Raw genomic sequence first — 26,268 nt, 5'->3', positions numbered from 1 at the left:
TCGCTGCGAGAGGCCCCTTGTGGTTTGCCTTAACTGATCAGCCGCGCGCGCTGCTCGGCCCCGTCCCGGTAACCTTCTGCATCGCAGTCAGGATCGCGCCAGACTGTTCAGAGCCTGATTGCGGTGCTTTCAGATTTGAGAACTCGCTGATCTTGTCCCAATTTGCCGCGAAGCCTTCAACCGTGCGCTCGCCTTCTGGCAGCCACACGGCATCGTTCATCACTGTCCATGCGGAGTGGTAGCCACCTGCGCCTGCCCCAACGATCGCATTGGTCGGCGCATCTTCGCTGACGAGGAACAGCGCGGCCGGGACCACATTCACCGGGTCGAACAGCTTGAACGCCTCTTCTGGAAAGAGGTCTTCCGTCATGCGCGTGCCGGCAACCGGCGAAAGTGTGTTGACCTTGATGTTGTACTTCGCACCTTCAAGCTGAAGTGTCTTGGTGAGGCCGGCAAGACCAAGCTTTGCCGCGCCGTAGTTCGCCTGGCCAAAATTGCCGAACAAGCCGGTTGACGACGCGGTCATCAGGATGCGGCCATAGGCTTGCTCACGGAAGGTTTCCCAGCACGCCTTGGTCACGAAAGCGGAGCCGGTGAGGTGAACCTTCACCACGAACTCAAAGTCTTCCGGGCTCATCTTGGCGAAGGTCTTGTCGCGCAGCACGCCAGCATTGTTGATCAGGACGTGGACACCGCCCCATTTTTGCTTGGCGTCGGCGACCATCTTTTCCATCTGGTCATATTCAGTGACGGAGCCGCCATTCGACATGGCTTCGCCGCCCATCTTTTCAATTTCTTCGACGACCTGCAGCGCCATGTCGGAATGGCCAGTTCCATCGCGCGCACCGCCCAGGTCGTTGACGACGACCTTTGCGCCGCGACGGGCGAGTTCGAGCGCATATTCACGGCCGAGACCGCCGCCTGCGCCAGTTACGATGGCTACCTTGTCCTTGAAATCGATACTCATGGGGGCTCTCCAAAACCTTCCGTTTACGTAAATGTGTGCGCTGGGTGGCACTTTGCGTGCTGCATTGCAACAGCGCACTTGCCAAGGCGCGATGCCGTAGGGTCAGCTTCTTATATCACAGCGCGCGAAGCGCTGGAATGAGCTGTTCGAGCGAATCAATCACTGCGTCTCCGCCAAGATCGTGCGGGGGATGATCGCAATAGCCATAGGCGGCGACGACAACTGGCACGCGGGCCGCCTTGGCTGCTTTCACATCGTAAGAGCTGTCACCGATGAACACGAAGCGCTTGGCCTCGCAAGCTTCCGACGCTCTGAGCACCGGATCAGGCGCGGGCTTGGCGAGAAAGGTCCCATCTGGGCCTTTGCCGAGGCTGTCGCCGCCAATGACGGTCACGAAACGGTCGACGAGGCCCAGTTGCTCAAGGATAGCGCGAGCGAAAGCTTCGAACTTGTTGGTGACAACGGCTGCCTTGATACCAGAGGCTTCAAGCGCATCCAGCGTATCAAGCGCGCCTGGGTAAGGCTGCGTATGAACGGCGCAGTTGTCTGAATAATAACGCAGCATTGCCTTGTAGAGGTCCCGGAACTCATCAACGGGCATTCCCCCTTGCGCTTCGACCGCGCGCGCGAGCATGATCTTAGCTCCGCCACCGATCAAGTCCTTGCTGCTATCGACAGGGACCAATTTGAACCCGCCCAGATCCAGCGCATGGTTCACCGCTGCGCCAAGGTCCTTGTGCGTTTCGAGTAAAGTGCCGTCGAGGTCGAAGCCGACGGCATCGAAGGGAATGTCTGCCATGGAGCGGCTCCGTGACGGATGCGACTTCAAACCGCAAGCGTTTGGTGGCAAAGCATGGAAATGAGTCATACACGCGAATTCGCCGCCGTCATTCTCGCTGCCGGGAAAGGCACGCGCCTCAACAGCGACCTGCACAAGGTGCTGCATCCGATCGCCGGTCGCCCGATTATCGAGCATCTGCTGGCATCCGTCGAAGCCTTGGCGCCTTCCCGGACGATTGTTATCGTCGGCGACGAGCGCGAGCAGGTGGAAGAGCAGGTTGGATCTCGCGCCGAATGCGTTGTGCAGGAACCGCAGCTGGGTACGGGCCATGCGGTCGCGCAGGCGGAAAGCGCGCTGGAAGGTTTCGACGGCGACGTGCTGATGCTGTTGGGTGATGCGCCTTTTATCAAGCCTGCCACCATGCGCGGCATGCTGGAGCGCTTGCAGGCGGAAGATGCCCCTGCGGTGGTGGTGCTGGGCTTTGAGCCTGATGATCCGCTGCAATATGGCCGCGTGATCACCCATGCCGATGATACCATCGAGAAGATGGTCGAATTCAAGGACGCAAACGAGGCAGAGCGCGCTTGCCGCTTGTGTAATTCCGGCCTGATGGCCGCGCGCGCGAGCGATCTGTTCGATCTCCTAAAGCGGGTGGATAACGACAATGCGCAGGGTGAGTATTACTTGCCCGATATCGTGAATGTCGCGGTCAAGGACGGGCGAACTTGCGCTGCTGTTCGCACCGATCAGCCGGGCGAAGTGGCGGGCATTAACAGCCGCGCAGAGCTCGCTCAGGCTGAAGCGCAGTGGCAAGCCTTCAAGCGCCAAGAAGCCATGGCAAGCGGCGTTACGCTGCGCGCACCTGAAACGGTGTTCTTCAGCTGGGATACCGAGCTTGAGCGCGATGTCGTGATCGATCCCAACGTAATCTTCGGGCCTGGAGTGAAGGTCGCGCAGGGTGCGCATATCAAGGCATTCAGCCATATCGAAGGCGCAACCATCGGCCCGAATGCGCAAGTCGGTCCGTTCGCGCGGTTGCGGCCCGGCGCGGTGATGGAAGAGGATTCCTTCATTGGCAATTTTGTCGAGATGAAAGCAACCACGCTCGGCAAGGGCGCGAAGGCGAGCCATCTGACCTATCTCGGCGATGCGACGGTGGGGGCAGGGGCCAATATCGGCGCGGGCACGATCACCTGCAATTATGATGGCTATTTCAAATACCACACTGAAATCGGCGAACGCGCCTTTATCGGATCAAATTCAGCGTTGATTGCACCGGTAACCATTGGCGCGGATGCCATCGTTGCGGCGGGCAGTGCGGTCAGCCGTAATGTCGGTGCAGGCGAATTGCGCATGGTGCGCGCGGAGCAGTTGGTGAAGCCGGGTTGGGCAGACCGATTTCACGATACGATGAAGAAGAAGAAAGCGGCACAGAAATCAAAGAAACAGAGTTAGATCTCAGTCATCGCTGGCGATGTCCGTCCGCCTGTAGGCGATGACTTCGCGATAGCCGTTGTCGGCGCGGGATAGCTCTTGGTAATTGGCCGCAAGTTCCGCCTCGAGAGCAATTTCAACCTGGTTGTTCTGCTGTGTCAGGGCCCGCGCGGATGTAACGATTACGGGCGGACGCAGGTCGAGGATACGCAAGGCTTCTCCTGTTTGCGAGACGCCGAGCGCCGCGTCTGTTTCCAGCGCGTTGTTGAGATGGTCCGGATAAATGAAGCGAGTGGGCAGGCAACTTCGGGTCATCGGGTAGAGCGCGGTTGGGCCGTCATGCACCCAAAGGCAGTTGGTCTTGTCATCAACCAAGGGAGCAATCCGTTCCGCCATTCGCCTCAGCGCTTCCGTTTCGTCACGGGAGGTCTTCAAGTCTGCCAGTGGGCCAAGCAGCCAGATGCTCGCCACAAGGACAAATCCAAGGGGAATGGCCTTCGCCGGACCCTTGCGGTCGAGCAAGGGCAGGGCAACCAGAATCGCTGGGGCGACCAGCGCTCCGAAGTAATAGAGGTAAACCGTCCCAGGCAGGAAAGCGCTCGCGATCGCAGCCAGCAGCCAACCTAAGGCCAGGGTGTAAAGCGCTGGATCGCGCAAGGGCTTGCCGCGAAACGCGAGATAGGCGCCTGCAAAACCCAGCCCTGCGAGAGGCATGAGGCCGCTCATGACATGGCTGAGGAAACGGCCAGCCCCATCGCGCAAAAAGAAGCTTTCGAAGTTTGCAAACCACCACGCGTCAAAAGACCCCGCTTGCCAATAAAGCAATCCGATCATTGCCGTGGGCAAGATACCGAGGATGCCAAATGCCAGCGCCATGGCGGTCACTCTGGGGAGGCCAAAGCCGTGCTTGTGGAGCTGCCACAAGGCAACCAGGCCAAAGAACAGGCATTGCGGGAGGACTGTATACTTTACCTGTAGCGCAATCCCGCCAATCAGCATTGCGACGAGCGTCCTGCGGCTGTAATGGGCCGCCGAGCCGTCCAGCACCAGCCAGGCCATCGCGAGCATCAGCGGGGCATGGAAGACCTCGCTCTGGCCTGAGTATCCGCCGTAGAGCGATATCAGAATGGTGTAGAGCAGTGCGGCTCCGGTCGCAGTTATCCAATCGGCTTGTTTGCGAGCCAGCTGATACATCAACCACGCTCCGATCAGCGTGAAAATCCCAGCAAGAATTTGGAAACCGGACGGTGCGGGGGCCAGCCACTCGCCTGCCGCAAAGATCGCAAACAAGCCAAAGGGCTTGCGATCCCACAGCTCCAGATAAGGCAACTCGCCATGGGCCAGTGCGCCGCCAATCAAGGCATAGAGCTGTTCATCAGTCGTTGCCGCGGGATTGCCCCACCAAAGGGCGCGTGTAGCGATGGTCACCAAGAGGATGAGGCCCGCGACCATGGCCAGAGCTATCCTGTTCGGTGCGCCAACTTGCTCATCAGCCTTGTACATCTGCGCTAGTCCCCCGAAGGCTGGCATTGGCTCAAGAAAGCTAAGGAATCACAAAGGAAGGCGAGGCAAGGCTTGTCAATGAAGTCTGACAATCAATCCGCAGAGGAATGCTGCTGGTTGTGCGGCCGCCCTTTCGGCAATCGCCAGCAATGGCATCACTTGGTGCCCAAGGCGAAGAAGGGACGCGATACAGTCGCTTTGCATCCGATCTGCCATCGCGCGATCCACAAGAATTTCACCAACGCTGATCTGGCCCGGTTTGGCAAGGATCACAGCCGCCTGATGGAGAATGAGAAACTTGCTACCTTCGTTGCCTGGGTCCAAGGCAAACCGCCCGATTTTCACGCGCCAACGCGCTGAACCGAGGAATCGTCCGGGAACTGATTGCTTGCGTAACTGCTCTACTTTCTGAGAAACAAGGAGCAGGCGCGGTGGCATTGGGTAAATGGATTACGGCGGGATTGGGGATCGCAGCCTTGGGCGGCGCGGCGGCTTATGCGCAATATCGCAGCATCGAAAAGCCGGCATACGATCCTGTTTTGACGGAAGATGCGTTTCAGCTGCGCGATTATGCTCCCATGATCGTGGCGCAAGTCACTCACAGTGGCGAAAGAGGCCGCGCGCTCAACTCCGGCTTTCGCAGGCTGGCCGCGTACATTTTCGCAGAGGATCGCCCCGGCGCGAACAAGGACAAGATCGCCATGACCTCGCCGGTGATCCAGGACCGAGCGGAAGCCAGGATCGCCATGACCTCGCCTGTGATGCAGAACGCAGTTGAAGAGGGCAGCTGGAGGACGCTCTTCGTCATGCCAGGGCAGTACACTCTCGAGACTTTGCCGAAGCCGCCTGAGGACATCACCCTTATGGAAGTTCCTGCCCGTCGCATGGCAAGTGTGACGTTCAATGGTTGGGGCGGGCAGCGTGATCTGATTGCGATGGAGAGGATGCTGCGCGAGTGGATGGCTAAGAAGGATCTCGAAGCCACGGGCGATGCAGAATACGCGTTCTACGATGCGCCGATGGTGCCGGGTCCCATGCGGCGCAATGAAGTCATGATCCCCGTCGCAAGCGACTGAACAAGCTCGCTTCGGGGATCGACTTGGAACGGTCAGGCGTCTTCGAGGCGCCGACGATCATGCGCACCGGAAGCCTTGTCGACTTCCTGTTCCCAGCTGCGAAATTCGCTCTGGCTAAGCAGATAGCGCCAGCGGGCCTCGTCGAAGCTGATCAGCTTGTCACGCACGGCGTGAACCACTTCTGCCTTACGAGCCTTTGACCAATGGATGTCATGCGATTTGGGAAGGCCAGCCTTCTTGATCGCTTCGGAAACTGTAGAATTGCGCGGGTACGCCATTTCGAACTCCTGATTTTCATCACGCTTCAGCCCCCCGTCGTGAGAAAATCTGGGTTTAGAAGGTTAAATCCGGCTTTCCAGCCATCCCTAATTCGGGGTTAAACATGCGATCCGTGCCGGCCTCGCGACGAGTTGAGTTATCCCTGCTGGACCAGGGCGGCCCATATCAGGCCGCCCCGATTAATCGTTAATTGACAAGGATTTACTCGCCCGAATCGGTGCCCGCCCTTGCTTGTGCCGGGGCATCGATCAAGCGCTGTTTCAAGTATACGTACTGCAATGCCTGGAGCTTGGCGCGCTGTTCGTTGTCGACCCCGCCAGAGTGACCGCCGGTCATGTCCTCGAAATAGAAATAGGGCTGCCCCAATTCCTTCAGCTTCGCCGCTCCCTTGCGTGCATGAGCGGGGTGCGTGCGGTCGTCTGCGGTCGACGCCCACAGGAAAGGGGATGGGTAGTCCACACCATCCACAATCTTGTGATAGGGCGAATAGCCTCTGATCCAGGCATTTTGCTCTGCGATGCGCGGATCGCCATATTCGCCGATCCACGAAGCGCCCCTGCCGATCAGGTGATAACGCAGCATGTCGAACAGTGGGATCTGCACGATCGCTGCGCCAAACAGATCGGGTCGCTGAGTGAAGGCCGTGCCGACGAGCAGACCGCCCTGACTGCCACCCATGATGCCGAGATGCTCTGGCGAGGTAAAGCCGCGTTTCACAAGGTCCTCGCCGACGGCGATAAAGTCATCCCAGGTGCGCTGCTTGTTTTCGCGGATCGCGGTCTGGTGCCACATCGGGCCAAACTCACCGCCGCCGCGCAGATTTGCGAGCACGAAGGCATTCCCTTTCTCAAGCCAGAGCTTTCCCAGGACGCCGCTATAGCTCGGCAATTCAGGAACCTGGAAACCGCCGTAACCATTGAGCAGGGTCGGCGTAGTGCCGTCGAGTTCCATACCTTCGGGCTTGACGATGAAATACGGAATCTTTGTCCCGTCCGCACTGGTGGCTTCATGCTGTTCGACGCTCATGCCGTCCTTGGCAAAGCGACTGACTTCCCGCTTGATCGCTTTCGGGGTGCCGGTGCCATCTGAATAGAACAAGGTCGTCGGATTGAGGAAATCGGTCGCGGTGAACATGATCTGATCGGTTTCATCAGAGGCCGCCGCGATGCCGAGCGTCGCGTTGTCTGGTAGATCAACCGCGCTCTGCTTCCATTCACCGCCTTCAAAATCGAACTTCACAATCCGCCCAACCACATTGTCGAGCATCGATACAAAGAGCGAATTGCCGGTTGTTGCAGCGCCTTGCTTGGTCTGGCGCTCGCCCGGAGCCCAGACAAGAACCTTCTTCGCGCCGTTCGGATCGGCTTTGAATTCCTCCAGATTGACCGCGACGAGGCTGTCGGCGGGAAATGTCTGGTCACCGGTCTCCCACTCGACATCGGTCGAAAACAGGATGTGTCCGTTGACTAAGCCATAGGGCGAAGCCTTCAGCGGAATGTCGAGCCTGAGCCATTCACCATCATGCTGGAAGTAGTACTCTGTTTCGTGGAAGCTGATCGAACGAAATGCGGTCATGCCGTGGATAACAGCGTTGTTGTCGCGCAGCAGGCTTGCGCCTGACCACACGTCTTCGCGTGTGCCCCGGAAGATTTCCTCAGCCTCTTCAATTGTTTGCCCGCGCTTCCACAGGCGGGTGGTGTAAGGGTATTCGCTTTCCGTCATCAGTTCAGGCGTGAAGTTGCGGGTTACGAGGAGCGTGTCCTCGTCGACCCATTGGATATTTCCCTGGCTTTCTGGCAGCTCGAAGCCGCCTTCGATGAACTGCTTGGTCGAAGTGTCAAACTCGCGCAGCACCGTGGCGTCCTTGCCGCCATCCGAGAGCGCGATCATGCATTTGTTGAGAGCGGGGGGAAGGCAGGTCGAGCCCTTGTAAACCCATTCGCGGCCTTCTTCCTTTGCCAGCTGGTCAACGTCGAGCACCAGTTCCCATTCGGGCTTGTCGGCCTGGTAGCTCTCCAGCGTCGTTCTCCGGACGATCCCGCGCGGGTTCTGCTTGTCCTGCCAGAAATTGTAGAGGCCATCGGGGCGGAAGCTGACATAGGGAACCCGGTCTTCGCTATCGAGGATCGCGAGCGCTTCATTCTTCAATTGCTCGAACCGCGGATCGGCCTCCATGTGGGCGAGCGTCCGTTCGTTTTCCTTCGTAACCCATGCAAGGGCCTCTTCGCTGCGGGCTTCCTCGAGCCAGATGTAGGGGTCCTGCTCAGGGCCGGGAACAAGGGTTTCAGTCATTTCGGCGGATGCCTCTTTCGTGTGGTCATGAGCGGAAATTCCGCTAGCTGCGATTGCGGCGATGGTGGCGGCAAGCGCCAGGTGCGAGGTCAGTTTCAAGAAATTTCTCCGTCTGCGATTCCGGAGGCGTCGATATGGAGATGGCAGGCTGAATATTCCATGTTGGATACACATGTTACACAGTCCTGAGAGAGATTTTTTCGCGCAGTTTCCGCCCTGCTGATCGGTGACGAAGAGAGCGCGAATAAGAGCAGACATGCGGTGCTTCTCTCATGCCGCGGGTGGGTAGGAAACCGCGCCCATGACAACGCTTTGGGAGCGAAGCGTATTGCATGCTCGATTGGCAAGACCGGGGCGCTTGCGCAGTCTCACAAAGGGCTTGATTTTTGGGGGATTTCTTTGGCGACATCGGCAGCATCGCGCTGGGCGCTACCAGCGTTTGCGGATAACCGGCGCCTGCGCCTGTTTCTTGGCACCATGCTCTATCTGGCACAGGGCTTTCCTCAAGGGGTGATCTTCTACGCGATTCCAAGCTGGCTTGCAGTGAACGGCCAGCCAGCTGCTGCGATTGGGCTGGTTGCGACCGCTGTAACCTTGCCTTGGTCGTTCAAGTTCCTGATGGGCGGCGTTGTAGACCGTTACGCCTATATGGCCATGGGACGTAGGCGCGGCTGGTTGGTTGGTGCGCAATTTGTCATTGTCATGTGCTTTGTCGGATTTGCTGTTGCCAGCCCAGATCCCAGCGAAACCGCCGTAATCATTGCTTTTGCGTTTGCCCTATCGATCTCGACAGCAGTGCAGGACATCGCGCTTGATGCGATGGTCATCGACCTGACGCCGGAAGAAGAGTTGGGCCAGCTCAACGGGTTCATGTTCGCTGGCAAGTTGATCGGTATTGCGGGCGGCTCAGCATTCATCGCTTACCTGATCGAGTATCATTCGATCGAAACAGCCATGCTCGGGGCTATGGTGCTGTTTGCGATCCCTGCGGTCAGCGCATTGCTCATCCGCGAGCGAAAGGGTGAAAAGTTGCTGCCGTGGATGCCTGGAGAAGCCTCTGCTGAGGCGCAGGCGGTCAAGCTCGACGCTTGGCTTCCGATTCTGAAAGAGGCGTTCAAATCGCTCATGCGGCGTGATGTATTGATCTTTGTTGCACTGGTGATGAGTTATGGTGCGCATCAGACCATCTCCGATAATTCCATTGCTCTGTTTGCGGCTAACTCGCTGGGATGGGGCGAAACACGCCTCAATACCCTCGGGGGAATTCTCAATCTTGTCGGAGCAGGGATTTGCCTGAGCGTTGGCGGTTGGCTGGTGGATCGGATTGGCCCGATGAAAATGGCGCTTATGACCGGACTGCCTGCTGCTGCGCTTTATATCGCGTTCGTTCTCAATGATGGTCTCTGGCAGAACAGCACGGTCTTTACCGGGTGGTATTTCACGTCCGGCCTCCTGATCACGCAGTTCTATCTCACGATGCTGGTGGTGACGATGCGGGTGACGGACGAAGCCGCCGCTGCGACCAATTTCAATCTGTTGATGGGGGCATTTGCGTTAGGCGGCGTGGTGAGCGGCCTGGTGCTCGGTCAGATTGATGACTGGGCTGGCTTCTATAGCCTGTTCGGAATGGCCGGAGCCTTGCTTGCGCTTTCTGCTCTGCTTGCCTTTGGTTTGTCGGCAAGGGCTGGCGGGCGTTTCGCACCCGAAGAAAAAGAGCCTCTGACGGGCGTCGCTCTGCCATAATGACAAAGAAACAAGGGCGACCCGTTTCCGAGCCGCCCTCTGATTGAGTTTGCTGTGCCGCGACAGGCTCAGCCTTCGACGTGCTCCGCGAGCACGGTCAGACCGTTTTCGCCGACTTCAGCAAAGCCGCCGCGCACTTCAATGCTTTCTGGCTCGCTGCCTTCGGTCTTGTAGACCTGCACCGCCCCGTCGCGAATGGTCGACATGAAAGGCGCATGGCCTTCGAGCACGCCGAATTCACCCTCGGTGCCGGGAACGACGACCATGTGGACGTCCTCGCTGCGCACGAGCTTGGCGGGCGTTACGAGTTCAAAGTGCAGTGCCATTGTCAGTTCCTCAGGCTGGCTTACGCGTCTTCAGCCAGTTTCTTGGCCTTTTCGACCGCCTGGTCGATGCCGCCAACCATGTAGAAGGCCGCTTCGGGCAGGTGGTCATACTCGCCTTCGACGACAGCCTTGAACGACTTGATCGTGTCTTCCAGCTGGACGAACACGCCTGGAATGTTGGTGAACACCTCGGCCACGTGGAACGGCTGCGAAAGGAACCGCTGGATCTTGCGCGCGCGCGCAACGGTCAGCTTGTCCTCTTCCGACAGTTCGTCCATGCCGAGAATGGCGATGATGTCCTGCAGCGATTTGTACTTCTGCAGTGTCTCCTGAACCTTACGCGCGGTCTCGTAGTGCTCCTGGCCCACAACGCGCGGCTCGAGCACGCGGCTGGTCGAGTCCAGCGGGTCCACCGCCGGGTAGATGCCGAGCTCGGAGATGGCGCGGCTCAGCGTGGTGGTCGCGTCCAGGTGAGCGAACGAGGTTGCCGGGGCAGGGTCAGTCAAGTCATCGGCAGGCACGTAAATCGCCTGCACCGAAGTGATCGAGCCCTTGGTGGTCGAAGTGATGCGCTCCTGCAGGTTACCCATGTCGGTCGACAGGGTCGGCTGATAGCCCACAGCCGAAGGAATACGGCCGAGCAGCGCCGACACTTCCGAACCGGCTTGCGTGAAGCGGAAGATGTTGTCGACGAAGAACAGCACGTCCTGGCCTTCCTGATCGCGGAAATATTCCGCCATGGTCAGGCCCGACAGAGCAACACGCGCACGCGCGCCCGGAGGCTCGTTCATCTGGCCGAACACCAGCGCCACCTTGGAGCCTTCGCTGATCGCGTTGCCGTCTTCGTCCTTCGCAATAACACCAGCGTCGAGGAATTCGTGGTAAAGGTCGTTCCCTTCGCGGGTACGTTCACCCACACCGGCGAACACGGACACGCCGCCGTGACCCTTTGCGATGTTGTTGATCAGTTCCTGAATGAGAACCGTCTTGCCAACACCGGCGCCGCCGAACAGGCCGATCTTGCCGCCGCGAGCATAAGGCGCGAGCAGGTCAATCACCTTGATGCCCGTAACGAGGATCGCCGCGTCGGTCGACTGGTCGATGAAGGCAGGCGCTTCAGCGTGGATCGGAGCGGACTGTTCAGCCCCGATCGGGCCGCGCTCGTCGATCGGCTGGCCGATGACATTCATGATGCGGCCCAGCGTCTTCGGACCAACCGGCACAGAAATCTGCGCGCCGGTGTTGATCACTTCCTGACCGCGGGTAAGGCCGTCAGTGCCGTCCATCGCGATCGTGCGAACCGTGCTTTCGCCCAGGTGCTGCGCCACTTCGAGCACGAGCGTGTTATCGCCGTTCTTGGTTTCGAGCGCGGTGAGAATCGCCGGCAGTTCCCCTTGGAACTGCACGTCGACGACAGCGCCGATGACCTGGCTGATCGTGCCTTTGGTCGTTTGGTTAAGTACAGGAGCGGTGGCCATATCTGTTTGTCCTACCTAGCGGTTGCTTTGTTCGTTGTTTCTCGAAATCTGCCGAACGCCTTATGCGCCCTGAGAGCAGACAGTGTCTGTGTCGGTGAGGGTCCAGTCCTCCGCGCCTGCGGTAAGGACTGCCTTGTGACGGAGGTATTCGTCTTCACCCAAGCCATATTCGCACACGACATCGGGCGAGCCCATCCCGGCGCGTTTGCACACCGCGGTATTGACCGGCTCAAGGCTTGGGCAGGCTTCTGCGAGCTTGCCTGAGAAATAGGCCTGGTCCGGTGCGGGAAGCTCTGGCGTCGGCTCTGGCTCGGGCGTCGCGGTTTCGACCGGCGCAGGCTCTGGCGCAGGCTCTTCGCCGCACGCAGCGACGAGAGCGAAAGCGGGAAGCAGGGAGAGGGCGATTTTCTTCACGGGGGCAATCCTCGTCAGGTTACAGCGCCTCAGCGCCGGCAATGATTTCGATAAGTTCAGTCGTAATCGCGGCCTGACGGCTGCGGTTGTACTGAATTGTGAGCTTGTTGATGAGGTCGCCGGCATTGCGCGTGGCGTTGTCCATCGCCGTCATCGAAGCGCCTTGTTCCGATGCCTCACGCTCAAGCAGAGCGCCGAACAGCTGCGTCTTCACATAACGAGGAAGCAGCTCTTCAAGGATTTCCTCTTCACCAGGCTCGTATTCGACCACAGCGTCGCCGCCGGTTACGCCTTCGGGGGAAGGGACCGGGATAAGCTGTGTTGTATTCGGCGTCTGGACCAGAGCGGACTGGAATGTCGGCGCAACCAGATGCGCGACATCGAACGCGCCTTCTTCGAACAGCGCGATAAGCTCGTCTGCAATCGAATCAGCCTCATCGAAGCCGGGTGTCTTCACGTTCGAGGTGTCGAAGTGCTTTGCGATCTTGCTGGCATAGTCGCGCTTGATCGGTGCACGGCCCTTCTTGCCGATAAGGTAGAAGGTTACGTCCTTGCCGTCAGCGATCAGCTTACGCGCCTGAACCTTGGCTTCCTTGACGATGTTCGAATTGAGACCGCCGCACAGGCCCTTGTCGGTGTTGACGACCACCATGAGGTGGCGCTTGTCCGATCCGGTCCCGGCGAGCAGCTTTGGTGCGCTGTCGCCCGAAACCTTTCCGGCAAGCGAAGCCATCACCGCGCTCAGACGCTCGGCATAGGGGCGTGCCGCTTCCGCAGCTGCCTGCGCACGGCGCAGCTTGGCCGCTGCGACCATCTGCTTGGCCTTGGTGATCTTCTGGGTCGACTTGACCGAGTTGATCCGACCTTTGAGTTCTTTAAGCGAGGCCATGTCGGCTCCCTAGTTAGCTCTAAAGTCTCAGGCGAACTGCTTGGCGAAAGCTTCAAGCGCGGCCTTGGTCTTGTCCGCAGTCTCGCCTTCGAACTTGCCGCTTTCCCGGATGTCCTTCAGCACGTCAGCATGTTCGCTGCGCATGAAGGCCAGCATCTGCTCTTCATAATCGGTTACGCGGTCCACGGGCACGGCATCGAGAAATCCGTTGGTACCGGCATAGATCGATACGGTTTGCTCTTCGAACGGCATCGGCGAGAACTGCGGCTGCTTGAGCAGTTCCGTCAGGCGCGCACCGCGGTTGAGCAGTTTTTGCGTTGCTGCATCGAGGTCCGAGCCGAACTGCGCAAACGCCGCCATTTCGCGGTACTGCGCGAGGTCCAGCTTCATCGAGCCGGAAACCTTCTTCATCGCCTTGGTCTGAGCAGCACCGCCAACACGGCTAACCGAAAGACCAACGTTAATCGCCGGGCGGATGCCCTGGAAGAACAGGTCGGTTTCAAGGAAGATCTGGCCGTCAGTGATCGAGATCACATTGGTCGGAATATAGGCAGACACGTCGCCAGCCTGCGTCTCGATGATCGGCAGAGCGGTCAGCGAGCCATGGCCATTGGCCTCGTTCATCTTCGCCGCACGCTCAAGCAGGCGTGAGTGGAGATAGAACACGTCACCCGGATAGGCTTCGCGGCCCGGAGGACGACGCAGCAGCAGCGACATCTGGCGATAGGCAACAGCCTGCTTCGAAAGGTCGTCATACACGATCACGGCGTGCATGCCGTTGTCGCGGAAAAATTCACCCATGGTGCAGCCGGTGTACGGCGCGAGATATTGCAGCGGGGCAGGCTCAGACGCGGTTGCTGCGACGACGATGGAATATTCCATCGCGCCGTTTTCTTCGAGCTGCTTGACGATCTGAGCGACGGTCGAACGCTTCTGGCCGACGGCTACATAGATACAGTAAAGCTTCTTCTTCTCATCGCCCGATGCGTTGGGACCCTTCTGGTTGATGAAGGTGTCGATCGCCACGGCAGTCTTACCGGTCTGACGGTCACCAATGATCAGCTCGCGCTGACCGCGGCCCACTGGCACAAGAGCGTCAATCGCCTTGAGACCGGACTGCACCGGCTCAGACACGGATTCGCGCGGGATGATGCCCGGCGCCTTGACTTCCACGCGCATGCGCTTGTCGGCAACGATCGGGCCCTTGCCGTCGATCGGATTGCCCAGAGCGTCGACCACACGGCCCAGCAGGCCCTTGCCAACCGGAACGTCCACAATGGTACCGGTCCGCTTGACGCTGTCGCCTTCCTTGATTTCGGCGTCAGAGCCGAAGATCACGACGCCGACATTGTCCGCTTCGAGGTTCAGCGCCATGCCCTGAACGCCATTGGAGAATTCCACCATCTCGCCGGCCTGGACCTTGTCGAGGCCGTGGATGCGGGCGATACCGTCACCAACGGAGAGAACGGAGCCGACTTCGCTGACTTCAGCCTCTGTGCCGAAATTGGCGATCTGGTCCTTGATGACCTTGGAGATTTCTGCGGCGCGGATTTCCATGTTTGTGGTTCCTTTAAGCCTTCATGGCCTGGGCAAGTGAATTGAGACGGGTGCGGATCGAGCCATCAATGCGCTGCGATCCAATGGTGACGACGAGGCCGCCCAGCAGGTCGGGATCGACCTTGCTGGTGAGCTTCACCGTGCGGCCCTGACGGGCTGTAAGCTTGTTGCGGAGCGTTTCGAGCTGGCTTTCGCTGAGCGGATGCGCGCTCGCTACTTCGGCGCTGACTTCACCGCGCTGTGCCGCTGCGATCATCTGGAACGCGGCAATCACGTCCGGCAGCGCAGGCAAGCGACGGTTCTGCGCCAGCACGCCGAGAAAGTTCTGCGTCAGCTCGCTGAGGCCAAGAAGCTTGGCAACGGCGGCGAGCGCTTTCTCGGACTCAGAGCGCGAGACCTTCGGGTTGGTGGTGAGATGGGCGAGCTCAGCCGAATCGGCGAGCGCGGCTTTGAGCGTCTCAAGGTCAGATTCGACTGCGGTCACTGTTCCCTGCTCAGAGGCAAGTTCGAACAGAGCCGAGGCGTAACGCCCTGACAGGCTAGCCTGAATACCGGCGGAAATTTCCACGCGTCTAAGGTCCTCTTGGATCCGGAGAATAACGATGCATCGCTAAAGCCGTTCCGGGCGAGAGGGACTCACCCCGGCAAAGCTGGCGCGCGCCTAGCATCGGCCCCCTGATAAGGCAAGCCACGACCGTGGCGTTTTGTAGGAGAGGTGTTTCGCTGTGTGCACCTTTGCGCTAACGCTCCGCTCGGAAAGTGCGACCAGCACTCCGGGAGAGGGATAATGGAATTAGCGCCGATGGCACCTAGATGCGGTGTCGCAGTCACTGGCGTATCGCTTGCCAATTGCAGCGACGCGGAGATGCAGGAGATAAAGCAAGCGATCTACGAACATGGGGTCGCGGTGTTTCGCGATCAGGAATTCTCGCCGGAAGATCACATCACATTCGGCAGGCGCTGGGGCGGGATTGACGTGAACAACTACTTCCCACTGCAGGGCGATTACAACGAAATAGCTGTCGTCAAGAAAGAGCCCGACCAGCAGACCAATATTGGCGGGGACTGGCACACCGACCATTCCTACGACCAGATCCCTGCGATGGGCTCTGTGCTGGTTGCACGCGAATTGCCGCCATCAGGCGGCGACACGATGTGGGCGCATATGGGTGCGGCCTATGATGCGCTGCCGGACGATCTCAACGCGGAAATCGAAGGGCTCGAGGCCTTTCACACTGCTGACCATATATATGAAGAGGGCGGGCTTTATGCGCAGACTGACATGGGCAAGGAGTTGCGCGGGCAGAGCCTTAAAACGGGCGCAGTGCATCCGGTCGTGATCCGTCACCCGCATACGGGCCGCAAGCTGCTCTACGTCAATAAGGCCTTCACAATCCATTTCGTCGGGCAGACGCGCGAACAAAGCCTACCGCTGCTCAACAAGCTGATCGATGCCGCGCTGACTGAAGACAATCAGTGCCGCCTGCAATGGAAGCCCGGCACGATTGCGATCTGGGATAACCGCACCACGTGGCACAATGCGATGAACGATTATCACGGCCACCGCCGCGAGATGCACCGGATTACGTTGTCCGGAGAAGCGCTGGCTGCCTGACGGCTACTTCTCAGCCGCAAGTGGGGTTGCAGGGACATTCTCGCGGGGCGCGCAGCTGTAGACCAGCCGTTCGTTGGGCTGGCTGGGCAGCATCGAGGTAAGCGCCTGTTGCTGGTCGCCAAGGACCTGCGCGGCATCGGTCACACCGCACAGCGGCGGCTGGTAACTGTCACGCGCTTCGCGAACGCTGTCGAGTGCTTCACGGCTGAGCAGGTAGCGGTCGGTGCGGAATGTCTGGGTTTCCGGATCATAGCGATTGATCGCCACCGCATCCTGATCGTCGGGCACCAGCACGCGGCTCCATTCACCATTGAGCTGGCCATATTGGGTCCGTCCGTTGACGCATCCATCCGCCGCCCAGTCGAATTCGACATCATCGGTCCGTGCCCCCGTCACGCGGCTTCGCTCAGGCACCAGTGTGCAGAGCAGGGTACCATCGCCAACCTGTTGCGGTGGCGCGTCTGGCTGATCCGGTGTTGTCTGGTTGAGCTTGATTGCGATCAGTTCGTCAATCCGGTCGATTCCAGGGCGCATCAGCCAGGCGACGATCGTCCCGGCAAGCGCAACTGCCGCAACACCAAAAGCGATCCGCATCGGTGCCGGGCTCTCGCTGCTCTCGCGATAGCGCAGTCCGATAAAGCCGGCACCAATGGCAAGCAGCAGCAGCAGCATCGACAAAGCCATCAGATTGTCGCGCGTGCCCATGACTTCCAGCTGGGCTTCGAGTTGCGCGCGCGTGCGGGCCTCGCGCAGCTCGGCCTCGCGCGCGGCCAGCCGCTCGCGGGCCTCTGCGCGCTGTTGCTCCAGGCGGTAGCGCTCAGCGAGATCGACTTCAGCAAGGCTGCGGCAGGCAGAGCCGCTCGGGCTTACCTCGACATTGTTTTCGCGCAGAAAGGGCAGCAGCTCGCGCAGGGAAACGGCAAAATAGAATTCCGCATCCGACCCGTCCGAATCCGCGCCAAAGGAATTGACCCCGACCACACGTCCACACGGATCGAGCAGCGGGCCGCCCGAATTGCCGCGCGCGATAGGCGCAGTGTGAAGAATCGTGTCGAACTGGCGGCTGGGCCGTGCGCCCGACAGAAAGCCGCGGCTCTTAACCGCAGGCTGCGATTTGAAGATATCGCCGATATCGAGCCCTTGCGCGCGGTCGACATTCATCGGGTAGCCCACGGCGGACACCTCACCCAGATCGCTGCTTGCTCCCGCCGCCAGCGTCAGAGGCGGCAAACGCAGGCTGCCATCGGTTAGCTCGATCAAGGCGAGGTCATTGCGCGGGCTGACAGCGACGGGCTTGCCATAAGCGGCTTCTGCGCCGTCGGAGGGCACAATTCCGATCCGCAAGGTATCATCCTGCAATGCTTCGCGGATCACATGCGCGTTGGTCACAATGGTAGTCGGCGTGACCGCAAAGCCGCTGCCATGGCTGACTGGATAGACTTCCTCACCATTGCTCCCGATGATGACGACCCGCACCACGCCGCGCGCAGCCGCGTCGATATCAGCCGGATCAGCCTTGGCAGTGAGTGGCACGAGCAGCGCTGCGATCGCTGCAATTAGCGTCAGAATTTTTCCCATTACGTCGGCCATATACAGATGGCTCTGCTTTGACCGCAAGCTTCAGGATGCGCCTCTCCGCAAGCTTCGCTAAACCGGCTGCATGAGCGATTCAACGCATCTCGATGAAGCGGCCGCCTGGGACGCAGTGATCCGGCGCGACCGCAGCTTTGACGGACGCTTTGTCACTGGTGTTCTTTCGACCGGGATCTATTGCCGGCCAAGCTGCGCAGCGCGGCACCCGGCGCGCAAGAATGTCCGCTTCTTTGCGGCCGGTAAAGAGGCGAGGGCGGCTGGACTGCGTCCCTGCAAGCGATGCTTGCCCGACGATGTCGCGCGCGATGAAGCAGCCGTGCTGGCGGCCATCGACGCGATACGCGCTGCAGAAGGACGCATGTCATTGGCAGAATTGGCTGCGATAACAGGATATTCGCCGACTCACTTCCAACGGGTCTTCAAACGCGCGACGGGTCTTTCGCCAGCCGCCTATGCCACCGCATTGCGCGAGGAGCGTGTGCGTGATGCGCTGACCAGCGCCGACAACGTAACCGAGGCAATTTACGAGGCAGGCTATGAAGTGCCAAGCCGGTTCTACGCATCAACCAAAGGGAAACTGGGCATGACAGCCAGCGACTGGAGCAAGGGCGGGGCAGGCATCACGATCCATTGGACGGTGGTCGAGACATCGCTCGGCCCCATGCTGGTTGCAGCGACTGGCATGGGACTCTGCTGTCTCAGCTTCAATGAAGGTGAGGAGGAATTGCGTGCGCGCTTCCCAAGCGCTGATCTGGTCCAAAGCGGTGAAGCATTCTCGGAATTGCTTGCAGAGGTCGTCCAGGCGGTCGAGCAGCCGCAGCTCGACAATGCGCATATCCCGCTCGATGTGAAGGGTACGGCCTTCCAGCAACGCGTGTGGCAGCAATTGCGCGCAATTCCTGCAGGCGAAACGCGCAGCTATGGAGAGCTTGCGGCAGCGCTTGGCAATCCAAACGCCAGCCGCGCAGTGGGCGGCGCCAATGGCGCAAACAACATCGCAGTCCTGATCCCTTGCCACCGCGTGATCCAGACAGACGGATCACTCGGCGGCTATGCCTATGGCACTGAGATCAAGGCGGAGCTGCTCAAACGCGAGCGTGGCGAACCGAAGGGCTGAGCGGAATTATTCCTTGGGTGGCTTCGGCGTCCGTGTCTTCGCGTAGACTTCGAAGCTTGTCTCGTTCGGGGAAACCCACTCTGCCGGCGCTTCCAGATATTTCGGATAGTTCTTCTCAGTGTACTCGCGGATATGCGCGGGAAGTTCGTCGATCGATTTGAGGCCCTTGGTGTAGCTGCGATAGAACAAGTGACCGGGCCTGTCGCCCATGAGCATCCACGGCACCCACGTGCCAAGACGTTGCCACCCGCCGTGATGCGGGATCTTGTCGAGCGAACGCCAATTGTTGAGGTCGTTGCGATCGACGTAGAACTGCAGATACTCAGAGACGCGGACAAATTCCAGCCCGGAACTTTCCCGCGGCCAGGTTTCCGGATCGAGCACATTCTTCCACCGTGTGTTCACATCGAAGCTCGTCATCGCCATGTCGCCCATGAAGGTCCACGGCAGAGAGAGCGGGAATTCCGCGACCTGGCCTTCGCCCAGCTTGGCTTCGATGGTCGGGCCGATCACGGCATTGACCGGATCATTGTGAATGTGTGCGACTTCGACCACTTCGCCATCGAGTAGCGGATTGGCCCATTCTTCCATGATCTGGCCAGTGCGCAGGTCCTTGTAGAAACCGACCTCGCGGTGAAGGCTTTGATAGCGTGCATCGCCGAGCGAGATCATGCGGTTCGCGCCAAAGCCTTCGATGTCGAACAGCGGCTGGATGACCTGTTCGTCTCCGATCACCGCAAAGACCCGGCCGCTGAACCAGCCGAAATTGCTGTCGCCGCCGATGCCGTGGTTCATTCGCGCCAGCACTTCGGCATTGTGAACGGGGTTCGTCGGGTCAAAGCCATCGCTGGAATGCATGGCGTGATGGGAATGATCAGCCGCATGGGCGGCGGTTGCGCCGAGCAGCGGCAATACAGCGCTCGCCCCCAGCATACTTGCACCACCTGTCAGAATCTGCCGCCGGTCCATCGAAATCTCCTAATTCGCTAAGCTGTACTTCTCACAGGAGACTACTGATCGCGCACGGAAAACCGGCTGCGACTTGGCGAGTCTCCGCCCTTCGATCATTTCGCTGGTGAACGCGTGCCATCTTGCCAACGCGCAAATGAAAACGGGGGCCTCCGCCTTGGAAGCACCCCGTTTTCCGACCAAGGCTTGGCCCTGTTTTAAGTCTGGATTTTAAAGCTGGCCGAGCATGTACTCTGCGCTGGAAACCTTGAAGTCGCCGGGCGCTTCGACATTCAGCTGCTCGACGACGCCGTCATTGACGACCATGGAGAAGCGCTGGCCGCGCTTGCCCATACCAAAGCCGGAGCCGTCCATGGTAAGGCCAACCGCCTCAGCGAATTCGGCGTTGCCGTCAGCCAGCATGGTGATGTCGTCCGAGCCGGCAGCTTTGTTCCAAGCGCCCATGACGAAGGCGTCATTGACAGCTGTGCCGATGATCTCGTCAACGCCCTTTGCCTTCAATTCTGCCGCTTTCTCGACGAAGCCTGGCAGGTGCTTGGCCGAACATGTTGGCGTAAACGCGCCCGGTACCGAGAACAGCGCGACTCTCTTGCCCGCAAAATATTCGGAAGACTGAACCTGTTCAGGGCCGTCCGCAGTTGCCTTGACCAGTTTTACATCGGGGAGCTTGTCCCCAACCGAGATTGCCCCATTTGAATCAGGCATGTGTAATATCCTTTCGTGTTCCCGTCCTTGGACGCTCGATATAGTGGCTCTCCCTAGCATCGCAACAATACATCATATAAAGATAGCTTTATATTTGCATATGGCGGGCTCTGCGGTTAGAGCGCGATCTCGATCTGCCGCGTCTTTATGCGGTCTGGAATTTACAATCCATCAGGAGAATGTGCGTGGCTGAAGCTGCACAAGACTACGTCATCAAGGATATCGCGCTGGCACAATATGGCCGCGATGAAATTGCAATTGCGGAAACGGAGATGCCGGGCCTGATGGCGCTGCGCGAGGAATATGGCGCGGCTCAACCGCTCAAGGGCGCGCGGATCACCGGCTCGCTCCACATGACGATCCAGACCGCGGTTCTGATCGAAACGCTGGTTGCTTTGGGCGCGGACGTGCGCTGGGCGACCTGCAACATTTTCTCGACGCAGGATCATGCGGCGGCTGCGATTGCGGCGGGCGGCATTCCCGTTTTCGCGATCAAGGGTGAAACGCTGGCGGACTATTGGGACTATGTTGGCCGTATTTTCGACTGGTCGACTGACAGCGATCCTGACCTCACCGCCAACATGATCCTCGACGATGGCGGCGATGCGACCATGTTCGCGCTGTGGGGCGCGCGCATCGAAGCTGGCGAAACCCTGCCAGAGCCTGGCAATGCGGAGGAAATCGAATTCCAGCGCGCGCTGAAGGCGTTCGTCAAGGCAAAGCCGGGCTACCTCACCAAGTCGGTGCAGAACATCAAGGGTGTGTCGGAAGAGACCACGACGGGCGTCATGCGCCTCTACCAGATCGCCAAGCAGGGCAAGCTCCCGTTCCCGGCGATCAACGTCAATGACAGCGTGACCAAGTCGAAGTTCGACAATCTCTACGGCTGCAAGGAATCGCTGGTCGACGCGATCCGCCGCGCCACCGACGTCATGCTCGCTGGCAAGGTCGCCTGCGTTGCCGGTTACGGTGATGTGGGCAAGGGCTCGGCGGCTTCGCTGCGCGATGGCGGTGCGCGTGTGATGGTGACGGAAATTGACCCGATCTGCGCCTTGCAGGCTGCGATGGATGGCTATGAAGTCGTCTCGATGGACGATGCAGTCAAGCGCGCGGACATCTTTGTGACCGCGACCGGCAATGAAGATGTGATCACCGGCGAGCACATGAAGAAGATGAAGAACATGGCGATCGTGTGCAACATCGGCCACTTCGACAGCGAGATCCAGATTTCCGCGCTCGACAATTATGTTTGGAAGGAAATCAAGGAAGGCACCGACCTCGTGACCTTCCCTGATGGTTCCTCCATCCTCGTCCTCGCCAAGGGCCGCCTGGTCAACCTGGGCTGCGCGACGGGCCACCCCAGCTTCGTGATGAGCTCAAGCTTCACCAACCAGACGCTGGCGCAGATCGAGCTGTTCACCAAATCGGACGAGTACGAGAACGACGTCTATGTCCTGCCCAAGCATCTCGATGAGAAAGTCGCTGCGCTGCACCTCGAAAAGCTGGGCGTGACACTGACCAAGCTAAGTCCGAAGCAGGCCGACTACATCGGCGTGCCGCAGGAAGGCCCGTTCAAGCCGGACCATTATCGTTACTGATCCCGATCAGTTCGACTGACGCATAGCAAAGGCCCTTGCAAATCGGTGTATTTGCGGGGGCTTTTCGTATCTCTTCCGGTTGCATCACAGCGCTGCCACGCATAGCTGAGGAAAATGGACGTCTCGCCCGACCTTCTGGCCTTCATAGGGCTTCTGCTTGCTGCGTGGACGATTGGCGCTGCGGTTCTGATGATGCGCGCCGCACGCACCTCGCGCCGGGTCAATGCCATGCGCGAGAGCCTCAAGCGCAGCCAGCGGATGATCGATGCGGCGCCTGCGGTTCCGGTACTGGTTCGCAGCGATGGCCGGATCGAAGCAGGCGAGCGCCTCGCGGCATGGCTCGGCCTCGACCGCGTTCCGCATTATCTCAGCGAGCTTCACGGCGAAGACGGGACTGGCCTTGGAAAGGCGCAGGTCGAGCAGATTTCAGAAGCAGTCAAAGCATCGCAGCAAACTGCACAACCCTTCCGCCTTGTGATGACACCGCCAGGCTCCAAGCGCAGCCTCGCGGTTGCCGGAACACGCGCGGATCCGTCGATCTGGCCCGGTGGTGCAGCGCTGCTATGGATCTTCGACTTTTCCGACAGCGAGCGCGAACTTGCTCAATTGAGGGAAACAGCGCATCGCGCCCAGCATGATTTCGCCGCTCTGGTGGGTCTCATCGAAGCCGCTCCAATCCCGATGTGGTTCCGTGGGCGTGACACGAAGCTGCGGCTGGTCAATCGCGCTTATGTTGAAGCGGTCGGCGCAGAAGATGCCGAACAAGTCATCGAGAAGCAGATCGAACTGCTCGAACCCACGGACGGGATGGAACCGGGTCAACTGGCCGCGCAGGCTGCCAAGGCAGCGGTTCCAGAAGAGCGCATCGTGCCTACAACGGTTAGCGGTGAACGCCGTTCTCTGCGGGTCAGCGATCTGGCAGTCGGTCGCGAAGGGATCGCAGGCTATGCCATCGATATCGAAGCTCTGGAGCAACTTGCGCGTGAATTCCGCGCGTTCCGCGATGCTCAACGAGCCATGCTCGACCAGCTTTCAGTCGGTGTTGCGCAATTCGATGCGCAGACCAAGCTGGTCTTTGCGAACCTGCCATTCCAGCGGCTGTTCGATCTCAGCGGAAGCGCGCTGACCGAACGGTTGCCATTCGATCGGTTCCTTGCTGACGCTCATGACAAGGGACGCACTCCCGGTGTCAGGGATTTTCCCGCCTGGCGGAGCGAGCACATGCAATGGTTCAGCCAGCGCGAAACGCAGGAAGAGTACTGGACGCTCGGAAGCGGCGAGCATCTGCGCATTGTCGCGCAGCCCATGCCCGATGGCGGGCTGGTGCTGATTGCGGAAGACCAGTCCGAACAGCTTGCCTTGTCAGCAACGCGCGACACCCTTCTTCGGACGCGAACCGCTACGCTCGACAGCCTGTTCGAGGCGATTGCGGTCTTTGCGCCTGATGGCTCGTTGCAACTGTGGAACCGCAGTTTTGGCGGAACCTGGGGCCTGGAGCCGGAACTGCTCGATTCGCATCCTTCGGTCGAGGATCTTCTCGCTGCGATCAAGCCCAACCTTGCTCGTCCGGAGCAAGCCCAGGCGATAGGCGAAATCATTCGGACCGCCACGCTCGAACGGCAGGAAAAGGGCGGCCGGATTGATCTGGCTGATAATCGCACGCTCGAATTCGCAGGTGTCCCGCTGCCCGATGGCAATGGCCTGCTCACCGTGCTCGACATTACGGATTCACAGAAAGCCGAACGCGCTCTGCGCGAACGGGCGCAGGCGCTGGAAGATGCTGACGCGATGAAGTCGCGCTTCCTTGCCAACATGTCTTACGAGTTCCGCACACCGCTCACTTCGATCGGCGGTTTTGCGGAATTGATCGAAAGCGGCGCGGCCGGCCCGGTGTCCGATCAGATGGCAGAATATCTCGCGGCGATCCTCGACAGTGTCGCGCGCCTCAGCGAGCAGGTGGAAAACGTGCTCGACCTTTCACAAAGCGAAGCAGGGCTGCTTCCTTTGAAGCTCGAGGAAACCGACTTGCTGGATTTGCTTACCAGCCTGGTTCGCGACCGTGAGAAGGATATTCTCGGTGCCAAACTGCGGCTTGATCTGCGCGGTGATCCCGGCGTGATGGCGGAGGTTGACCCGCGGCAGTTGAAGCGAGCGGTCAATCACCTGCTCGACAATTCGATCAAGAGCACAAAGGCGGGTGGGAAAATCCTGATCGATCTCGCCAGCGTTGACGAAGGCAAGCGCATTGTGGTGTCGGACAATGGTTCGGGCATGACACGGAGTGAACTGCGCGATGTCGTTCAGGGTAACCATTCTGGCAGCGATGACCTTCCCGAACGCCGCAAGGGCCTGGGCATTGCGCTCGCGACGAGGCTTGTCGAGGCGCATGGCGGCACCCTGACGATTGAAAGTCAGAAAGGTGTGGGGACAGCCGCGCTGATCGTGCTCAAATGAAGGGCGGAGAGGCGGTTTACGAATTGCCCGACCTTGCAGCCATGGCTGCGTTGGGAGCCAGGATTGCTGACCGTTTGCAACCTGACGATGTGGTCGAGCTGCGCGGAAATCTGGGGGCAGGCAAATCGACCTTGGCGCGCAGCGTTCTTGCAGCGCTTGGGTATCAGGGCGATGTGCCGTCGCCCACGTTCACGCTGATCGAGCTCTATGACGATCCGAAAATGCGCATGCCCATCGCGCATGCCGATTTCTATCGTCTGGACGATCCAGAGGAAGTTCAGGAACTTGGCCTTGATGACTACCGCGAAGGTGCAGCGCTGCTGGCAGAGTGGCCCGAGCGCGCCGGCGGCTTCGCGCATGAGACAGCCTGTCTCACCATCCGGCTGGAAATTGCGGACGAGGGGCGGCGCGCGATTGTCACGGGAGGCAAGGATTGGCAAGGACGGATGCCATGAGTGACGCGGTTGAAACCTTGCCTGATGGGCTGACGGAGTTCCTCGAACAAGCTGGGTGGGATGGTGCAGCGATCGACCCGATCCCGGGCGATGCCTCTTTTCGCCGCTATTTCCGCATCAATCGCAATGGCAAGCCAGCAATGTTGATGCACGCACCCCCTCCGCATGAAGACCCGAAACCCTTCTTGCATGTCGCCGAGTGGCTGATCGCTCAGGGGATGCGCGCGCCAGAGATCTACGCCGCTGAGGCTGAGCAGGGATGGGTTCTGCTAGAGGATTTCGGGCAGGACCGGATGCGCGATTGGATTGATGCCAATCCAGCGGGCGAAACGGCCGCGTATGAAGGCGCGATCGATGCTCTGTTGGAGTTGCACAAGCGCCCCGCAGGCCCGTTTCCGCCCTATGATATGGCGGCCTATCAGCGCGAGACCTCGCTCTTCACGGAGTGGTATTGTCCGGCGGCCGGGCTGGAGGTTGATGTCGAGTGCCATGCAGCGGCATGGCGGGAAGCGCTCGGCCCCCTGCTTGAGCGCCAGCAGCCCGGCGTAACCGTGCTGCGCGATTACCATGCTGAAAATATCATGCTGCTCGGGGGCTCACCGGGAGCGCCTCAGGGCCTGATCGACTTTCAGGATGCGCTGGTCGGCCATCCGGCTTACGATCTGGTCTCACTGTTGCAGGACGCGCGCCGCGATGTTTCGCTTGAGCTCGAAGCGAGAATGCTGGAACGCTATTGCAAGGCCGCCAGTCCGGGCGAGCACTTCGCAGCGGACTATGCGCTGCTCGGCGCTCAGCGCAATGCCAAGATCGTCGGCATTTTCACCCGGCTGTGGAAGCGCGATGGCAAGCCGCGCTATCTCGACATGATCCCGCGCGTGTGGGAGGCGATGGAGCGCGATTTGCAGCATCCTGCGCTTGCTCCGGTCGCTGACTGGTTCGACGCCAACGTTCCGCAGGATCTGCGGGAGAGCGGCGGAGGGACAATCGCGTGAACTCAAGCAGGCCTGCGCTCGCAAGCGATAC

Annotated in this window: 24 protein-coding genes; 10 read left to right on the top strand and 14 right to left on the bottom strand. The window is 59.7% G+C overall.

The window, feature by feature from the left end:
* Positions 1-37: 37 nt before the first annotated feature.
* Entirely contained in the window at positions 38-967 is a 930-nt protein-coding gene (locus tag ACG9DO_RS12655) for an SDR family NAD(P)-dependent oxidoreductase (protein ID WP_394728461.1), read from the bottom strand.
* Positions 968-1,082: 115 nt separating this feature from the next.
* Positions 1,083-1,766, bottom strand: coding sequence for an HAD hydrolase-like protein (locus ACG9DO_RS12650; RefSeq protein WP_394728459.1), 684 nt, complete (start codon positions 1,764-1,766; stop codon positions 1,083-1,085).
* A gap of 60 nt (positions 1,767-1,826) precedes the next feature.
* On the opposite strand from ACG9DO_RS12650, the gene glmU reads away from it, so the two are divergent.
* Entirely contained in the window at positions 1,827-3,203 is a 1,377-nt protein-coding gene (glmU, locus tag ACG9DO_RS12645) for a bifunctional UDP-N-acetylglucosamine diphosphorylase/glucosamine-1-phosphate N-acetyltransferase GlmU (RefSeq protein ID WP_394728457.1), read from the top strand.
* A 3-nt stretch (positions 3,204-3,206) separates the two neighbouring features.
* Here the strand turns inward: glmU and ACG9DO_RS12640 are convergent, their stop codons facing one another.
* A complete protein-coding gene (locus ACG9DO_RS12640; RefSeq protein ID WP_394728455.1) occupies positions 3,207-4,685 on the bottom strand; it encodes a hypothetical protein in 1,479 nt (492 codons plus the stop codon).
* A 78-nt stretch (positions 4,686-4,763) separates the two neighbouring features.
* Between ACG9DO_RS12640 and ACG9DO_RS12635 the strand changes: the two genes are divergently transcribed.
* Both ACG9DO_RS12635 and ACG9DO_RS12630 read left to right on the top strand, forming a co-directional pair.
* Positions 4,764-5,045, top strand: coding sequence for an HNH endonuclease (locus ACG9DO_RS12635; protein WP_394728453.1), 282 nt, complete (start codon positions 4,764-4,766; stop codon positions 5,043-5,045).
* Positions 5,046-5,116: 71 nt separating this feature from the next.
* Positions 5,117-5,761 (top strand): SOUL family heme-binding protein, encoded by a 645-nt coding sequence (locus ACG9DO_RS12630; protein WP_394728451.1) that lies wholly within the window; start codon positions 5,117-5,119, stop codon positions 5,759-5,761.
* A 32-nt stretch (positions 5,762-5,793) separates the two neighbouring features.
* On the opposite strand, the gene ACG9DO_RS12625 is transcribed toward ACG9DO_RS12630, so the two are convergent.
* On the bottom strand, positions 5,794-6,039 hold the full coding sequence (locus ACG9DO_RS12625; protein WP_394728449.1) for a DUF1153 domain-containing protein: 246 nt from the start codon (positions 6,037-6,039) through the stop codon (positions 5,794-5,796).
* A gap of 202 nt (positions 6,040-6,241) precedes the next feature.
* A complete protein-coding gene (locus ACG9DO_RS12620) occupies positions 6,242-8,431 on the bottom strand; it encodes a prolyl oligopeptidase family protein (RefSeq protein ID WP_394728448.1) in 2,190 nt (729 codons plus the stop codon).
* 300 nt (positions 8,432-8,731) lie between these two features.
* Here ACG9DO_RS12620 and ACG9DO_RS12615 point away from each other — a divergent pair, with 300 nt between their 5' ends.
* Positions 8,732-10,075 carry an MFS transporter gene (locus tag ACG9DO_RS12615; protein WP_394728446.1) on the top strand — a complete coding sequence of 448 codons (1,344 nt, stop codon included), beginning with the start codon at positions 8,732-8,734 and terminating at the stop codon, positions 10,073-10,075.
* 68 nt (positions 10,076-10,143) lie between these two features.
* Here the strand turns inward: ACG9DO_RS12615 and ACG9DO_RS12610 are convergent, their stop codons facing one another.
* Genes ACG9DO_RS12610 through ACG9DO_RS12585 form a run of 6 tightly spaced genes read right to left on the bottom strand, consistent with a single transcriptional unit; the run spans position 10,144 to position 15,307 of the window.
* A complete protein-coding gene (locus ACG9DO_RS12610) occupies positions 10,144-10,401 on the bottom strand; it encodes an ATP synthase F1 subunit epsilon (RefSeq protein WP_394728444.1) in 258 nt (85 codons plus the stop codon).
* A gap of 20 nt (positions 10,402-10,421) precedes the next feature.
* A complete protein-coding gene (gene atpD, locus ACG9DO_RS12605; RefSeq protein WP_394728442.1) occupies positions 10,422-11,879 on the bottom strand; it encodes a F0F1 ATP synthase subunit beta in 1,458 nt (485 codons plus the stop codon).
* Between the two features lie 60 nt (positions 11,880-11,939).
* Positions 11,940-12,293, bottom strand: a complete 354-nt coding sequence (locus ACG9DO_RS12600; RefSeq protein WP_394728440.1) for a hypothetical protein — start codon at positions 12,291-12,293, stop codon at positions 11,940-11,942.
* A gap of 19 nt (positions 12,294-12,312) precedes the next feature.
* Complete coding sequence (locus ACG9DO_RS12595) at positions 12,313-13,182, bottom strand: F0F1 ATP synthase subunit gamma (protein WP_394728438.1); 870 nt, start codon at positions 13,180-13,182, stop codon at positions 12,313-12,315.
* Between the two features lie 27 nt (positions 13,183-13,209).
* Positions 13,210-14,739: a F0F1 ATP synthase subunit alpha gene (gene atpA / locus ACG9DO_RS12590; RefSeq protein WP_394728436.1), complete on the bottom strand. Its 1,530-nt coding sequence runs from the start codon at positions 14,737-14,739 to the stop codon at positions 13,210-13,212.
* Between the two features lie 13 nt (positions 14,740-14,752).
* On the bottom strand, positions 14,753-15,307 hold the full coding sequence (locus ACG9DO_RS12585; protein WP_394728434.1) for a F0F1 ATP synthase subunit delta: 555 nt from the start codon (positions 15,305-15,307) through the stop codon (positions 14,753-14,755).
* Between the two features lie 234 nt (positions 15,308-15,541).
* Here ACG9DO_RS12585 and ACG9DO_RS12580 point away from each other — a divergent pair, with 234 nt between their 5' ends.
* Positions 15,542-16,354: a TauD/TfdA dioxygenase family protein gene (locus ACG9DO_RS12580; protein WP_394728432.1), complete on the top strand. Its 813-nt coding sequence runs from the start codon at positions 15,542-15,544 to the stop codon at positions 16,352-16,354.
* A gap of 3 nt (positions 16,355-16,357) precedes the next feature.
* Here ACG9DO_RS12580 and ACG9DO_RS12575 read toward each other — a convergent pair whose 3' ends face one another.
* A complete protein-coding gene (locus ACG9DO_RS12575; RefSeq protein WP_394728430.1) occupies positions 16,358-17,932 on the bottom strand; it encodes a serine protease in 1,575 nt (524 codons plus the stop codon).
* An 82-nt stretch (positions 17,933-18,014) separates the two neighbouring features.
* On the opposite strand from ACG9DO_RS12575, the gene ada reads away from it, so the two are divergent.
* Positions 18,015-19,064 carry a bifunctional DNA-binding transcriptional regulator/O6-methylguanine-DNA methyltransferase Ada gene (ada, locus tag ACG9DO_RS12570; RefSeq protein WP_394728428.1) on the top strand — a complete coding sequence of 350 codons (1,050 nt, stop codon included), beginning with the start codon at positions 18,015-18,017 and terminating at the stop codon, positions 19,062-19,064.
* A gap of 6 nt (positions 19,065-19,070) precedes the next feature.
* Here ada and ACG9DO_RS12565 read toward each other — a convergent pair whose 3' ends face one another.
* A complete protein-coding gene (locus ACG9DO_RS12565; RefSeq protein ID WP_394728426.1) occupies positions 19,071-20,033 on the bottom strand; it encodes a DUF1838 family protein in 963 nt (320 codons plus the stop codon).
* Positions 20,034-20,243: 210 nt separating this feature from the next.
* The gene (locus ACG9DO_RS12560; protein WP_394728424.1) at positions 20,244-20,738 is read right to left on the bottom strand and encodes a peroxiredoxin; all 495 of its coding nucleotides are present in this window, start codon (positions 20,736-20,738) and stop codon (positions 20,244-20,246) included.
* A 185-nt stretch (positions 20,739-20,923) separates the two neighbouring features.
* Here ACG9DO_RS12560 and ahcY point away from each other — a divergent pair, with 185 nt between their 5' ends.
* The 4 genes from ahcY (at position 20,924) to ACG9DO_RS12540 (ending at position 26,237) form a co-directional block, all read left to right on the top strand.
* On the top strand, positions 20,924-22,336 hold the full coding sequence (gene ahcY / locus ACG9DO_RS12555) for an adenosylhomocysteinase (protein ID WP_394728422.1): 1,413 nt from the start codon (positions 20,924-20,926) through the stop codon (positions 22,334-22,336).
* Between the two features lie 114 nt (positions 22,337-22,450).
* Complete coding sequence (locus tag ACG9DO_RS12550) at positions 22,451-24,790, top strand: PAS-domain containing protein (protein WP_394728420.1); 2,340 nt, start codon at positions 22,451-22,453, stop codon at positions 24,788-24,790.
* Positions 24,787-25,245 carry a tRNA (adenosine(37)-N6)-threonylcarbamoyltransferase complex ATPase subunit type 1 TsaE gene (gene tsaE / locus ACG9DO_RS12545; protein ID WP_394728418.1) on the top strand — a complete coding sequence of 153 codons (459 nt, stop codon included), beginning with the start codon at positions 24,787-24,789 and terminating at the stop codon, positions 25,243-25,245. The genes ACG9DO_RS12550 and tsaE overlap by 4 nt, the downstream gene beginning before the upstream one ends.
* Positions 25,242-26,237 (top strand): aminoglycoside phosphotransferase family protein, encoded by a 996-nt coding sequence (locus ACG9DO_RS12540; protein ID WP_394728416.1) that lies wholly within the window; start codon positions 25,242-25,244, stop codon positions 26,235-26,237. Before tsaE ends, ACG9DO_RS12540 begins: the two co-directional genes overlap by 4 nt.
* The last annotated feature ends 31 nt before the right edge of the window (positions 26,238-26,268 follow it).

It is taken from the genome of Altererythrobacter sp. GH1-8 (assembly GCF_043702085.1).
In the GTDB taxonomy this organism is placed as follows: domain Bacteria; phylum Pseudomonadota; class Alphaproteobacteria; order Sphingomonadales; family Sphingomonadaceae; genus Erythrobacter.
Note: the sequence above shows the minus strand (reverse complement) of the source record. Positions and strands in the feature narration are given on the sequence as shown.